13 protein-coding genes are annotated in these 12,779 nt (G+C 71.9%); 5 read left to right on the forward strand and 8 right to left on the reverse strand.

Features of this window, described 5'->3' with window-relative positions:
- Positions 1 to 7: 7 nt before the first annotated feature.
- Positions 8 to 283 carry a CBU_0592 family membrane protein gene (locus Air01nite_RS30180; protein ID WP_203706739.1) on the forward strand — a complete coding sequence of 92 codons (276 nt, stop codon included), beginning with the start codon at positions 8 to 10 and terminating at the stop codon, positions 281 to 283.
- On the opposite strand, the gene Air01nite_RS30185 is transcribed toward Air01nite_RS30180, so the two are convergent.
- Positions 234 to 2,726, reverse strand: a complete 2,493-nt coding sequence (locus Air01nite_RS30185) for an FtsK/SpoIIIE family DNA translocase (RefSeq protein ID WP_203706740.1) — start codon at positions 2,724 to 2,726, stop codon at positions 234 to 236. The genes Air01nite_RS30180 and Air01nite_RS30185 overlap by 50 nt on opposite strands.
- 101 nt (positions 2,727 to 2,827) lie before the next feature.
- Here Air01nite_RS30185 and Air01nite_RS30190 point away from each other — a divergent pair, with 101 nt between their 5' ends.
- Positions 2,828 to 3,265 carry a YbjN domain-containing protein gene (locus Air01nite_RS30190; protein ID WP_373310495.1) on the forward strand — a complete coding sequence of 146 codons (438 nt, stop codon included), beginning with the start codon at positions 2,828 to 2,830 and terminating at the stop codon, positions 3,263 to 3,265.
- A complete protein-coding gene (locus Air01nite_RS30195) occupies positions 3,262 to 4,818 on the forward strand; it encodes a type III secretion system chaperone family protein (RefSeq protein WP_203706741.1) in 1,557 nt (518 codons plus the stop codon). Before Air01nite_RS30190 ends, Air01nite_RS30195 begins: the two co-directional genes overlap by 4 nt.
- On the opposite strand, the gene Air01nite_RS30200 is transcribed toward Air01nite_RS30195, so the two are convergent.
- The 3 genes from Air01nite_RS30200 to gad are packed head-to-tail and all read right to left on the reverse strand — an operon-like array spanning position 4,815 to position 7,521.
- A complete protein-coding gene (locus Air01nite_RS30200) occupies positions 4,815 to 5,213 on the reverse strand; it encodes a DUF2784 domain-containing protein (protein ID WP_203706742.1) in 399 nt (132 codons plus the stop codon). The genes Air01nite_RS30195 and Air01nite_RS30200 overlap by 4 nt on opposite strands.
- A 54-nt stretch (positions 5,214 to 5,267) precedes the next feature.
- A complete protein-coding gene (locus Air01nite_RS30205; RefSeq protein WP_203706743.1) occupies positions 5,268 to 6,104 on the reverse strand; it encodes a class II glutamine amidotransferase in 837 nt (278 codons plus the stop codon).
- Positions 6,105 to 6,126: 22 nt separating this feature from the next.
- On the reverse strand, positions 6,127 to 7,521 hold the full coding sequence (gad, locus tag Air01nite_RS30210) for a glutamate decarboxylase (protein WP_203706744.1): 1,395 nt from the start codon (positions 7,519 to 7,521) through the stop codon (positions 6,127 to 6,129).
- Positions 7,522 to 7,637: 116 nt separating this feature from the next.
- Here gad and Air01nite_RS30215 point away from each other — a divergent pair, with 116 nt between their 5' ends.
- Positions 7,638 to 8,168: a GNAT family N-acetyltransferase gene (locus tag Air01nite_RS30215; protein WP_203706745.1), complete on the forward strand. Its 531-nt coding sequence runs from the start codon at positions 7,638 to 7,640 to the stop codon at positions 8,166 to 8,168.
- A gap of 56 nt (positions 8,169 to 8,224) precedes the next feature.
- The gene (locus Air01nite_RS30220) at positions 8,225 to 8,941 is read left to right on the forward strand and encodes a hypothetical protein (protein WP_203706746.1); all 717 of its coding nucleotides are present in this window, start codon (positions 8,225 to 8,227) and stop codon (positions 8,939 to 8,941) included.
- On the opposite strand, the gene Air01nite_RS30225 is transcribed toward Air01nite_RS30220, so the two are convergent.
- From Air01nite_RS30225 to Air01nite_RS30240, 4 genes are all read right to left on the reverse strand, one after another.
- On the reverse strand, positions 8,921 to 9,685 hold the full coding sequence (locus Air01nite_RS30225; RefSeq protein WP_203706747.1) for a phosphotransferase enzyme family protein: 765 nt from the start codon (positions 9,683 to 9,685) through the stop codon (positions 8,921 to 8,923). The genes Air01nite_RS30220 and Air01nite_RS30225 overlap by 21 nt on opposite strands.
- Complete coding sequence (locus tag Air01nite_RS30230; RefSeq protein WP_203706748.1) at positions 9,661 to 10,557, reverse strand: aminoglycoside phosphotransferase family protein; 897 nt, start codon at positions 10,555 to 10,557, stop codon at positions 9,661 to 9,663. Before Air01nite_RS30230 ends, Air01nite_RS30225 begins: the two co-directional genes overlap by 25 nt.
- 1 nt (position 10,558) lies before the next feature.
- The gene (locus Air01nite_RS30235; protein WP_203706749.1) at positions 10,559 to 12,247 is read right to left on the reverse strand and encodes a ribonuclease J; all 1,689 of its coding nucleotides are present in this window, start codon (positions 12,245 to 12,247) and stop codon (positions 10,559 to 10,561) included.
- A partial coding sequence (locus Air01nite_RS30240) for a dihydrodipicolinate synthase family protein (protein ID WP_203706750.1) occupies positions 12,244 to 12,779 on the reverse strand: 536 nt, incomplete at its 5' end. The genes Air01nite_RS30235 and Air01nite_RS30240, both read right to left, overlap by 4 nt.

A 12,779-nucleotide genomic window follows, 5' to 3' on the forward strand; every position in this document is an offset into this window, starting at 1 on the left:
CCACACCATGCATCTTCTCGACATCGTCGAAATCGTCGGCTCGCTGCTCATCCTCGCCGCCTTCGCGGCGGCTCAGCTGCGCAAGCTCGACGCGCACTCGGTCCCGTACCTCGTCCTCAACATCGGCGGCGCCGGCATCCTCGCGGTGATCGCGGCCAGCCAGCAGTCCTGGGGCTTCCTCCTGTTGGAGGGCACCTGGACGATCGTCTCCGCGATCTCGCTGGCGGCCCGATTCACTCGACGCGGAGACCGGCCAGCGCCTCCTCCAGCTCATCAGGCTTGACGAGCACGTCGCGGGCCTTCGAACCCTCGGAGGGGCCGACGATGCCGCGCGTCTCCATCAGGTCCATCAGCCGGCCCGCCTTGGCGAAGCCGACCCGCAGCTTGCGCTGGAGCATCGACGTCGAGCCGAACTGCGAGGTGACCACCAGCTCGATCGCCTGGATCAGCACCTCGAGGTCGTCGCCGATCTCCTCGTCGATCTTCTTCTTCGGGTCTTCGGGCTTGGTCAGCACGTCGGGCCGGAACTCCGGCTCGCGCTGCTTCTTGCAGAAGTTGACGATGTCGCTGATCTCGCCCTCGCCGACCCAGGCGCCCTGGATCCGGACGGGCTTCGACGCGCCCATCGGCAGGAACAGCCCGTCGCCGCGGCCGATCAGCTTCTCGGCGCCGGGCTGGTCGAGGATGACCCGCGAGTCGGCCAGCGACGAGGTGGCGAACGCGAGGCGGGACGGCACGTTGGCCTTGATCAGGCCGGTCACCACGTCGACCGACGGGCGCTGCGTGGCCAGCACCAGGTGGATGCCGGCGGCCCGGGCGAGCTGCGTGATCCGGACGACCGAGTCCTCGACGTCGCGCGGCGCGACCATCATCAGGTCGGCCAACTCGTCGACGATGACTAGCAGATAAGGGTACGGACGGATCTCCCGCTCGCTGCCCGGCGGCGCCTTGATCTGGCCTGCCCGCACCTTGCGGTTGTAGTCGTCGATGTGGCGTACACCCGCGGCGGCCAGGTCGTCGTAGCGCATGTCCATCTCGCGCACGACCCAGTCGAGCGAGTCCGCCGCCTTCTTGGGGTTCGTGATGATCGGCGTGACCAGGTGCGGGATGCCCTCGTAGGAGGTCATCTCGACGCGCTTCGGGTCGATCAGCACGAGCCGCACCTCGTCGGGCGTGGCCCGGCTCAGGATCGACACGAGCAGCGAGTTGAGGCACGACGACTTGCCCGCGCCGGTCGCGCCGGCGATCAGGATGTGCGGCATCTTGGCGAGGTTGGCCACGACGTAGCCGCCCTCGATGTCCTTGCCGAGCGCCACCAGCATCGGGTGGTGGTCGGAGGTCGCGGCGTGCGAGCGCAGCACGTCGCCGAGCGCCACGTCTTCCCGGTCGGAGTTGGGGATCTCGACGCCGACCGCGCTCTTGCCCGGGATCGGGCTCAGGATCCGCACGTCCGGCGACTTCACCGCGTACGCGATGTTGCGCGACAGCTGCGTGATCCGCTCGACCTTGACCCCGTGCCCGAGCTCGACCTCGTAGCGGGTGACGGTCGGGCCGCGGGTGTAGCCGGTCACCGCGGCGTCGACGTCGAACTGCTCGAAGACCCCGGTCAGTGCCGCGATCACCTCGTCGTTGGCCTTGCTGCGGGTCTTCGGCGCGCTGCCGCCGCGCAGCAGGTTGGCCGGCGGCAACAGGTAGGCGCCCTCGACCGCGTTGATCGCGAGCTGCTCGGCCCGGGTCGGCAGCGGCGAGTGCGCCGGCGGCTCCGGCGGCTGCTTGCGGACCGACGGCACCTTGGCGGGCTTGGTGCGCGGCAGCGCGACGGTGTCGTGCATGACCTCGTCGTCGCCCGCGGGTGGCTCGTCGTCGTCGCCCAGCCCGAGCACCTTGCTGCTCTGGCGGCGGCGGGACGGGCGGCGCCGGGCGGCCGGCTGCTCGTCCTCGTCGTCCTCGAACGGCTCCGGCGCCCGCTCCTCGTCCCGCGGCAGCGGCCGGCCGAGCAGCACGGCGAACAGCGCGCCGACCCGCTCCGGGATCTTGTTGATCGGCGTCGCGGTGATCACGAGCAGGCCGAAGAGCAGCAACAGCACCAGCAGGGGCACGGCGACCCACTGCGTGAACGCCCGCTCGAACGCGGAACCGACGGCGGCGCCGACCAGCCCGCCGGCGTGGTCGCGCTGCGCGGTGTCGATCGGCGACTGGCTGATGTGCAGGATGCCGGCGACCGAGACCAGCAGCGAGCCCCAGCCCACCAGGCCACGACCCCGGTGCTCGGGCTCGACCAGCGGGCGCATCAGCCGGACCGCCCAGAACAGCAGCAACACCGGCAGCGCCACGGCGATCGCGCCGATGAACAGCCGCACGGCGTCTTCGATCCGCTGGCCGACCGGGCCGGCGGAGGAGAACCAGACGGCGACGCTCGTCAGGATCGACAGGCCCAGCAGGAGCAGGCCGGCGCCGTCACGGCGGTGCTCGGGGTCGAGATCGCGGGCGGTGGCGGCCTGCCGGCCGAGACCGCGGACCAGCCAGCCGATGCTGTGCGCCACACCCATCCACACCGCGCCGCCGGCCCGGCCGACCAGGGCGCCCATGCTGTTGGGCTGCCGGCGCCGGTAGGTGGGACGCGCCCGGGTGCCGGTGTTGGCGGTGGTGCGGCCGCGGGTGGTCGTGCTGGCCCGGCTCGACGCCGCAGTGCGGCGCCGGCTCGTCTGTGTGGAACGGCCGGGCATGGTCTCACGGTAAGGGGCCGCGCGTCACGCGGCGCGCGACGCGCCGCGTGACAATCCCTCGGCTTTACGACACTGGCTGCCCGGTGCCTGGCGCGCCTACTATCGCCTGCGTGGAATCGCCGGGCGGAGCTTTGCTGCCCTTGACCAACGAGCTGATCGCGGGCGTTCTCGACGGGCACGGATACGCGTTCGCCCAGGACGCCGACGGCGACCTCGTCGGCCGGTGGGACGACAACCTCATCTACTTCTTCCGCCTCGGCCGCGCCGGCGAGGTCCTCCAGATCCGCACGCTGGCCAGCCGGGTCTTCGCGATCGACGACGTGCTGCCGCTCTACGGCTTCTGCAACGGCTGGAACCAGGACAAGCTCTGGCCCAAGGCGTTCGTGCACGTCAACGACGACGGCACCGTGCGCGTCATCGGCGAGGTGGTGGCCGACCTCGAGCACGGGGTCACCCCGGACCAGCTCGACCAACTGGTCGCCTGCGGCATCTCCAGCGGCTGCCAGCTCGCCGACACCCTCGAACGGTTGACGCTGTGAACGAAGCCCTGGCCGCGGCCCGCGACCTGCCGCCCGGCCCCGAGAAGGTGGCCGAGCTGGACGCCGTGGTGACCTCGGCCGACCGGGCCGGCGACGTCCGGCTCGGCTTCGAGGCCCGGCTCGACCTGATCGACGCCTGCCTCGACGCCGCCGAGCCGGCCCGGGTGCTGGGCCTGTTCGCCTGGTGCCGGGCCGCCGCCGACCGCGAGCCGATGCTGTTCACCGACACCGAGTTGGCGCTGCTGCGCTACTACCACCTGTGGGCGGTCGGCACCTTCCGGGCGTCGCCGGGGGTCGGGCGGGCCGAGAGCGAGGCCCTCCTCGACGACCTGGAGCGGCGGTTCCGCGAGGACCAGCGCCCGCTGTTCGCCGCGCACCGGCTGCGGGCGGAGATCGCCGACCACGTGGGTGACCTGGCCGCGGCGCGGGAATGGCTGGCGCGGTGTGACGCGGAGCTGCCGCCGGCCGAGGACGCCGAGTGGTTCGCCGACGGCGCGCCGGGCGACTCCGGGTTCTGCCCGGCCTGCTACCCCGCCGACCGGGCCTTCCTGCACGCGGCCTGGGGCGAGTGGCAGGCGGCGGTCGACGCGGCCGAGCCGGTGCTGCGCTCCGCCGCAACCTGCCCCGAGCAGCCCGAGCGGGCGCTGGCCGCGCTGATGATCCCCTACCTGCGGCTGGGCCGGGTCGACGAGGCGGCGGCGGCGCACCTGCGCGCCTATCGCCGGCACCGGCTCGACCGGGCGTCGTTCCCGCTGCTCGCCGACCATCTGCGGTTCTGCGCGCTGGCCGGGCTCGCCGGGCGGGGCGTCGACCTGCTCGCCACCCACCTCGGCGACCTGGACGACCCCTTCGACGAGCTGTCCGCGATGCGCTTCGCCGCGGCGGGCACGCTGGTCTGCCGGCGGGCGACCGCTGAGGGGCTGGGCGACCGGCGGGTGCATCGGCCCGCGCACGGCGACCGGCCGGCGGCCGACCTGTCGGTGCGCGAGCTGGGCACGGTGCTCGCGGCCGTGGCGGCCACGCTGGCCACCCGGTTCGACGTGCGCAACGGCACCGACCACCAGTCACGGCTGGTCGGTGACTGGCTGGCCGAGCTGCCGGTGGTCACCGGCGGCGCGATCCGGCTCGACGACCTCGACGAGACGCCGGTCGGCCCGCTGACGCTCGAATCGATCGTCGAGGTGCTGGACGCCCGCGGCGACCATTACGCCGTCGACGAGGACGGGCTGGTCGGCGGGCGCTGGCCGGGGGCGTACATCCAGTTCGAGCGGCTGGGCGAGCGGCGGGAGATCCTCCAGGTGCGCGTGATCGCCGAGCGGCGGCTGCCGGAGACCCGGCTGATGGAGGCGCTCGAGTTCTGCAACGCCTGGAACCACGACAAGCTGATGCCCAAGGCGTACGTGCACGACGGCGGCGAGGGACTGCTGCTGGTGGCCGGCGAGGTGACCACCGACCTGGAGCACGGCGCCACCGTCGCCCAGCTCGCCACCCTGATCAACGCGGCGATCGCGACCGGGACGACGTTCGCGGCGGCGGTCGCGGAGCTGCCCTAGCTTCTGATCTGCTCGCCGTGCAGCTCGACCGCGCCGGCCTTCGCACGGCGGCGGCGCCAGAGCACGAAGATTCCGACGTACGAGACCAGCACGATCAGCGCCAGCACGGCCTGCGCGACGTGCACGTACCGCTCGGGATAGAGGACGCCCTCGATGTAGGTGTCGATGAACCCGCGGGTCTTGGCCTCACCGGCGTTGGTGCGCGCCCAGTTCTCGGCGTACGTCAGCGGGCAGTTGAGCCCGAAGGCGATCAGCGCGATGCCCCAGCCGATGGCGGGCAGGTGGAACCAGAGCGCCTTGGGCCACTTCCAGGCCAGGAAACCGCCGAGGAGCACGTACGCCATGAAGGCGAAGTGCAGCACCAGGAACGCGGTCGCGAGCTCTTTCCACCCCACGGTTCCGAGGCTATGACGAATCCGCCCGCGGGTCTCTGAGTACGCGGACCCACCTCAGCGCGGGTTGAAAGCGGACATTTGGTCCTGACCGCGATGGATGACGCTGTAGCTCGACTCGGGCACCTCGTTGAACGCGTCGGGCATCGCGCCCAAAGGCTCCGAAACCACCAGGCGGGCATCGTCGGAGAGCATCCGCAGCGCGTCCACCTCGGGGTGCAGTTGGCGCAGGTCGTCGACGCCCGTCGAGTAGAACAGGGTCCGGGACTGGCCCGTGGACGAGTAGCGGAACGCCCAGGTCGTCTCCCCCTCGGTGGTGGCCACGGTCATCTGCAGCGGGTCCTGGACACCGTGCGCGGCGGCGGTCGCCTCGACGAAGCCCGCCATCCGCTCAACGGCGGTCACCGGGTCGTCGCGCAGCCCGTACGTCAGGGCCAGGAAGAACATCGCCTCCGAATCCGTGGTGCCCTGGATTTCGGGATAGAGCTCCGGGTCGACCGCCAAGAGCAGGTCGCGCTTGAGCCGGGCGAAGTCGCGGATCGACCCGTTGTGCATCCACAGCCAGTCGCCGTGGCGGAACGGGTGGCAGTTGCTCTCCTGCACGGCCGTGCCCGACGAGGCCCGGACGTGCGCGAAGAACAGCGGCGAGCGGATGTGCTCGGAGAGGTCCCGCAGGTTGGCGTTGCTCCACGCCGGACCGATGCCGCGGAACGCGCCGGGCGTCTGCTTGGCGACGCGGTCGATCGGGTACCAGCCGATCCCGAAGCCGTCGCCGTTGGTCGTCTCCGCACCCATCTCGGCGTGCTGGCTCTGGTCGATCAGGGAGTGCTTCGGCTTGTAGAGCAGCGCGTCCATCGGGATCGGCGAGCCGGAGTAGGCCAGCCAGCGGCACATGGTGGTCCGCCTTTCAGTGGTGTCAGTGGTGGAAGGACGTAGCGTCGGCGGCCGAGCGGCGCGGCGCGGGCTGCGCCCGCAACTCCGGCAGCGCCCGGTGCAGGTCGGCCAGCAGCAGGTGGGCCATGTCGTGCGAGAAGCCGTTGCGCACCACGACGCGCAGCACGGCCAGGTCGGTGCGGTTCTTCGGGAACGTGTACGCGGGCACCAGCCAGCCGCTCTCGCGCAGCGCCCGGGACACGTCGAAGACGTTGTACGCGGTCACGTGCGGCGCCGTGGTGAAGGTGAACACGGGCAGCTGGTCACCGCGGCTGACCAGCGTGAACTCGCCGGTGTCGGCGATCTTCCCGGACAGGTAGGTGGCCACGTCGCGGGACGCCTGCTGCACGGCCCGGAAGCCTTCGCGGCCCAGTCGCAGGAACATGTAGTACTGCGCCACCACCTCGGCGCCCGGCCGGGAGAAGTTGAGCGCGAAGGTCGGCATGCTGCCGCCTAGATAGTTGACGTTGAAGATCAGCTCTTCGGGCAGCAGGTGCTTCTCGCGCCAGAGCACCCAGCCGACACCCGGGTAGACCAGGCCGTACTTGTGCCCGCTGGTGTTGATCGACGCGACCCGGGGCAGCCGGAAGTCCCAGACCAGGTCCGGGTCGAGGAACGGCGCGATCATCCCGCCGGACGCGCCGTCGACGTGCACCGGGATGTCCCAACCACGCTTTCGCTGTAGGTCGTCGAGCGCGGCGGCGATCTCCGCGACCGGCTCGTACGAACCGTCGAACGTGGACCCGAGCACCGCGACCACGCCGATGGTGTTCTCGTCGCAGCGGGCCACCGCCTCGTCCGCCGACAGGTGGAACCGGTCCCCCGCCATCGGCACGAGCCGCGGCTCGACCTCCCAGTAGTTGCAGAACTTCTCCCAGCAGACCTGCACGTTGCCGCCCATGACGAGGTTGGGTTTGCCGCCCATCGCGCCCTTGGACCAGCGCCGCTTCATCGCCATCCCGGCGAGCATGCAGGCCTCGCTGGACCCGGTGGTCGAGCAGCCGACCGTGCTGCGCGGGTCGGGAGCGTGCCACAGGTCGGCCAGGATCGCCACGCACCGCCGTTCCAGTTCGGCGGTCATCGGGTACTCGTCCTTGTCGATCATGTTCTTGTCGGCGCACTCGGCCATCAGCACGCCGGCCTCCGGCTCCATCCACGTGGTCACGAAGGTGGCCAGGTTGAGGGCGGCGTTGCCGTCGAGCAGCAGTTCGTCGTGGATCAACTGGTACGCGACCGGGGCCGGCACCGGGTCGGGACCCAGCGCGAACGCCGGCAGGGTCAACTCGCGACCGAAGTCCGGGTTCGCCACGGTGGCGACGACGTTGCCGGCGCGGTGGCCGCGGTGGGCCTCGGTCTCCTTCCCGGCGTACAGCGACATCCGGCCTCCCTGGCGCGATCCAACCCGTCCAGGCTATGGCGCCCGACTCGCGTTGGATGTCGGATTCGCCGTTAACCCGGTTGATCCCGCGTCCTGCCTTCGGGTACGAACGCGGCATGTTGCGTGGCGAGAAGGTGCTGTTGCGGGCCCGGCGGGACGAGGACGTGCCGGTGCTGCACGCCGACCTCTATGACGACGTCGAGATGCGGTCGAAGGCCGACGGACGGCCGTGGCGGCCGATCCCGCCGGGCTCCCCCGCGTCTCCGTTCACGCCGTCGGCGCCCAGCGACGACGCCGCGGTCTTCAGCGTGGTCCGGCTCGCCGACGATGCCCTGGCCGGCGAGGGGCTGCTGTGGGGCATCGACCCGCACAACCGGGTCGCCCACGTCGGGCTGTCGCTGCGGCCGGCGATGCGCGGCGGCGGGCTGGGCACCGACGCGGTCCAGGTGCTGTGCCGCTACGGGTTCCAGGTGCGCGGGCTGCACCGGCTCGGGCTGGAGACGCTGGCCGGCAACGCCGCGATGATCGCCGTGGCCGAGCGGGTGGGGTTCCGGCGCGAGGGCACCCTGCGGCAGAACGCCTGGGTCGACGGCGAGTTCCTCGACGAGGCGGTGTTCGGGCTGCTCGCCGCCGAGTGGCGGGGGTGACCCTGTCCCGCTCCCGAGGGATGTGACAGCCGGGGCAGACCAGTAACTTCGGGCATATGGCCTGGTTCCTCAACCCCGCGCTGACGCGCTTCCGCGACGAGGTCAACCGCCGCTGGCCCCGCCGCGACAAGACCTCCGACGGCACCATCGGCGACACCGCGCACCAGGCGACCAACTCCGACCACAACCCCGACTCCGACGGGTCGGTCGACGCCTGGGACATGGACGTCGACGGCGTCGACGTGGCGGCCTGCAAGCGCGCGTTCCAGGCGCACGTGGCCGCCTACTACTGGATACACAACGACCGGATCTGCTTCCGCGACGAGGGCTGGCAGCCCAGGTCGTACGCGTACGCCGGACCCAACCGCAACCGGCACGACAAGCACGTGCACTGGAACAGCAGGCAGTCACACGAGCGCAGCACCAAGCCCTGGTTCACGGAGGTAGACGTGGCAGACGCCGACGAGATCGCGACCGAGGTCATCAAGCGGATGGGTGGGCTGTTCGGCCGGGTGGAGGCGACGTTCACGAACCGGCCGACCAACCCGTCCTCGAACCCCGACCCGGCGAAGCAGGAGCGCAACGGGCTCCGGGCAGCCCTGGAGGGGCTGGCGGCCGGGCAGGCGGCGATCCTCGCGGCGCTGAGCCAGGTCGACGATCAGGTCGTCGCGCGGCTCGGCGCGGTCGCGACACCCGAGGAACAGGCCGAGATCCTGCGTGCGGTGCTCGGCGAGCGGGCCAAGGAGGTCGGCCTACTCCTCGCACAGGGCTGACCGCCAGGCGTCGGCGTGGCGGTCGAGATAGTCCGCGACGCCGCGCCAGAAGGCGCCGTCCTCGGTGTAGATCCTGGCCCACGGCTGGCGGCCCTCGCGGGCGCCGGTGGCCAGCAGGTCGTACATCGCGCCCGCGTTGACGCCGAGCAGCCCGGCCAGCGCCGGCCGCAGCCCGTCGGCCAGGCCGTAACCGTCCACGAACGACCGCAGCCGGGCCGCGGCGTCCGGCACCGGCAGTTCCGGGCGCATCCCACAGCAGGACAGCGCCGCGTACGCGAGCTCCCAGGCCCGGGAGCCCGGCCCCGCGTTGTCCCAGTCGATCAGCACCCAGCCGCGCTCGGCGCGGACCAGGTTCCACGGCGCGGCGTCGTGATGGCAGATCACCTCGCCGACCGGCGAGCCCGGCACCCCGGCCGGCGGGATCTCCGTGTGCCAGACCGCGCCAGGCGGCGGCGTGAACTCCGCGGCGGCGGCGTGCAGGTCCCGCATCATCCGGCCGATGTCCGGCAGGTCGCGCGGGTCGAGCTCCATGGTCATTTCACCGGGTACGAACTCGAGCACCTGCCGCCCGCGCTCGTCCCGGCCCAACGGGCGCGGCGCGCCGGTGAAACCCACGCCGTGCAGGTGGGTGAGCAGCGCGTCGACGGCGTCCGTCTGCGGCAGCACCGGCCGGCGGACGGTGTCTCCGACCCGCACGATGCCCGCGGTGACGTTGCCGGTCAGCTCGTCTTCGTCGAGCTCCACAGCACCTCGTCGATGACGTAACGGGCGTTGTCGGCGAACGCCGGGTTGGTGCGGTGGTAGTAGACCAACGCGACCAGGGCCATCGCCAGCGAGCGGCCCCGGCCGCGGCGCCAGGTCTCCTCGTCGACGTCGAGCGCCGCCCGGAACGCGTCGCGGCCCTCGGCGGTCAGCAGGTTCCACGCGACGATCAGGTCGCAGGACGGGTCGCCCACCCCGAGCGTGCCGAAGTCGATCACCCCTCGCAGCCGGCCGCGCTGGTCCACCAGCAGGTTGCCCGGCATCAGGTCGGCGTGCAGCCAGACCGGCGGGCCGGCGTAGTCCGGCACCGCGAGGTCCGCGTCCCAGGCCTTCTCGGCGGCGCTCAGCGTGTCGGCGTCGAGAATGCCGTCGAGACCCGCCAGCGCCGGCCGGGCCGCCTCGTCGAGGCGCGAGTGCCCACCGCCCCGGTACGCCGCCGGCGCGCCGGGCAGGTCCACGGCGCGCATCGCCCGGACGAACTCCGCCAGGTCGGCGGCCAGCCCCAGCGGATCCACCAGCGCGCCCTCGACCGGCACGGTCCCGGGCAGCCAGCGGTAGACCGCCCACGGCCACGGAAAGCCCTCGCCGGGCACCCCGGCCGCGAGCTGCTCCGTGATCGCCACGGGCAGCCGCGGCGCGAGTCGCGGCAGCCAGGTCGCCTCGGTCTCGATGTCGCCGAGCGACCAGTCGACCCGCGGCAGCCGGACCACCAGGTCGTCGCCGAGCCGGAACAGCGCGTTGACGGTGCCGGTCGAGTCGACCCGGGTAAGCGGTCGCCGCGCCCACTGCGGGAACTGGGCGCGCAGCAGCGCGGAGACCAGTTCGGTGGTTATCGGGAACTCGCCCGGATGCAAGTCAGACCTCGACCACCGTGGGCACGATCATCGGGCGGCGCCGGTATCTGTCGTTGACCCACCGGCCCACCGTGCGGCGCACCACCTGCTGGAGCTGGTGAGGGTCGGTGACGTTGTCGGCCGCGGCGCGGCTGAGCGCCTCGGTGATCAGCGGGACGACCTCGTCGAACGCCTCCGGGTTCTCGGAGAAGCCCTTCGCCGACACGGCCGGGCCGCCGACGACCTTGCCGGTCACCGAGTCGATCACCACGGTCGCCGCGATGAAGCCGCCGTCACCGAGCATCCGGCGCTCGGTCAGCAGCGACTCGCCGATGTCGCCGACGGCCAGGCCGTCCACGTACACGTAGCGGCTCTTGACGTGGCCGACGAGCCGCGCCTGGCCGTCGACCAGGTCGACCACGTCGCCGTCCTCGCAGAGCACCACGTTTTCCGGCGAGATGCCGGACTCGACGCCGATCCGGGCGTGGGCCCGCAGGTGCCGCCACTCGCCGTGCACGGGCAGCAGGTTGCTGGGCCGCACGACGTTGAGCAGGTAGAGCAGTTCGCCGGCCGGCGCGTGGCCGGAGACGTGCACCTTGGCGACGTCCTTGTGGATGACGTTGGCGCCGGCCCGGGAGAGCTGGTTGATCACCCGGTAGACCGAGGTCTCGTTGCCCGGCACGAGCGAGCTGGCCAGCACGACGGTGTCGCCCTGTGCGATCGTGATGTGCCGGTGGTCGCCGGTGGCCATGCGGCCCAGCGCGCTCATCGGCTCACCCTGGGAGCCGGTCGACATCAGCACGATCCGCTCGGGCGGCGCGTTCATCGCGTCGTCCATGCCGACCACGAGACCCGGCTCGATCCGGAGCAGCCCGAGGTCGCGGGCGATGCCCATGTTGCGCACCATCGAGCGGCCGATGAAGGCGACCTGCCGGCCGTGCAGCGCGGCCGCGTCGAGCACCTGCTGCACGCGGTGCACGTGTGAGGCGAACGACGCGACGATGATCCGGCCGCGGGCCTTCGCGAAGATCGCGTCGAGCACCGGGCCGATCTCGCGCTCCGGGGTCACGAAGCCGGGGATCTCGGCGTTGGTCGAGTCGGAGAGCAGCAGGTCGACGCCCTCGGAGCCCAGCCGCGCGAAGCCCGCGAGGTCGGTGATCCGGCCGTCGAGCGGCAACTGGTCCATCTTGAAGTCGCCGGTGTGCAGGACCAGGCCGGCCGGCGTGCGGATGGCCACCGCCATCGCGTCCGGAATGGAGTGGTTGACCGCGAAGAACTCGACGTCGAACGGGCCGAGCTGCTCGCGCTGCCCCTCGGTGACGGTCAGCGTGTAGGGCTCGATCCGCCGCTCCTGCAGCTTGGCCTCGACCAGCGCGAGCGTGAACTGCGAGCCCACCAGCGGGATGTCGTTCTTGTGGGCGAGCAGGTAGGGGACCGCGCCGATGTGGTCCTCGTGGCCGTGCGTGAGCACGATGGCCTGGACGTCGTCGAGCCGGTCGAGGATCGGCGCGAAGTCCGGCAGGATCAGGTCGACGCCGGGCTGCTCCACGTCGGGGAACAACACGCCACAGTCGACGACCAGCAGCTTGCCGTCGTACTCGAAGACCGTCATGTTGCGCCCGATGGCGCCCAGGCCGCCCAGCGGGATGACCCGCAGGCCGCCCTCGGGCAGCGGCGGCGGCGGTTCGAGGTCGAGGTGCGCCAGGGTCATGCGGCTCCCCCGAGATCCAGCCCGGCTGCCGCGGCGTCGGCCCGCAGCCGCTCGACCTGCTCCGGCGTCGCGTCGACCAGCGGCGAGCGCACCGGACCGGCCGGCAGGCCCCGCACGGCGAGGCCGGCCTTGACCAGGATCGTGCCCTGGGTGCGGAAGACGCCGGTGAACATGGGCAGCAGCCGCCGGTGCAGCGCCAGGGCCTCGGCGACGTCGCCGCGCGCGTACGCCTGGATCATCTGCTTGGTCAGCGCGCCCGTGAAGTGCGTCGAGGTGCCCACGATGCCGACCGCGCCGACGGCGAGGGAAGGCAGCGTGCCGGAGTCGTCGCCGCAGTAGAACGCGAGGTCCGTGCGGGCGAGCACCCACGAGGTCGCGGTGAGGTCGCCCTTGGCGTCCTTGACGCCGACGATGCGGTCGTGCGCGGCGAGGCGCACCAGCGTCTCGGTCTCGATCGGCACCCCGCTGCGGTGTGGGATGTCGTAGAGCAGGATCGGCAGCCCGCTGGCGTCGGCCACGGCGGTGAAGTGCC

Source organism: Asanoa iriomotensis (genome assembly GCF_016862515.1).
GTDB classification, from domain to species: domain Bacteria; phylum Actinomycetota; class Actinomycetes; order Mycobacteriales; family Micromonosporaceae; genus Asanoa; species Asanoa iriomotensis.

Bases quoted from the DNA above. Each gene is read 5' to 3' on its own strand.
- Air01nite_RS30180 (WP_203706739.1), top strand. From the start codon at position 8: ATGCATCTTCTCGACATCGTCGAAATCGTCGGCTCGCTGCTCATCCTC.
- Air01nite_RS30185 (WP_203706740.1), bottom strand. From the start codon at position 2,726: ATGCCCGGCCGTTCCACACAGACGAGCCGGCGCCGCACTGCGGCGTCG.
- Air01nite_RS30205 (WP_203706743.1), bottom strand. From the start codon at position 6,104: ATGTGCCGCTGGCTGGCCTACTCCGGCTCGCCGATCCCGATGGACGCG.
- gad (WP_203706744.1), bottom strand. From the start codon at position 7,521: ATGTCGCTGTACGCCGGGAAGGAGACCGAGGCCCACCGCGGCCACCGC.
- Air01nite_RS30215 (WP_203706745.1), top strand. From the start codon at position 7,638: ATGTTGCGTGGCGAGAAGGTGCTGTTGCGGGCCCGGCGGGACGAGGAC.
- Air01nite_RS30220 (WP_203706746.1), top strand. From the start codon at position 8,225: ATGGCCTGGTTCCTCAACCCCGCGCTGACGCGCTTCCGCGACGAGGTC.
- Air01nite_RS30235 (WP_203706749.1), bottom strand. From the start codon at position 12,247: ATGACCCTGGCGCACCTCGACCTCGAACCGCCGCCGCCGCTGCCCGAG.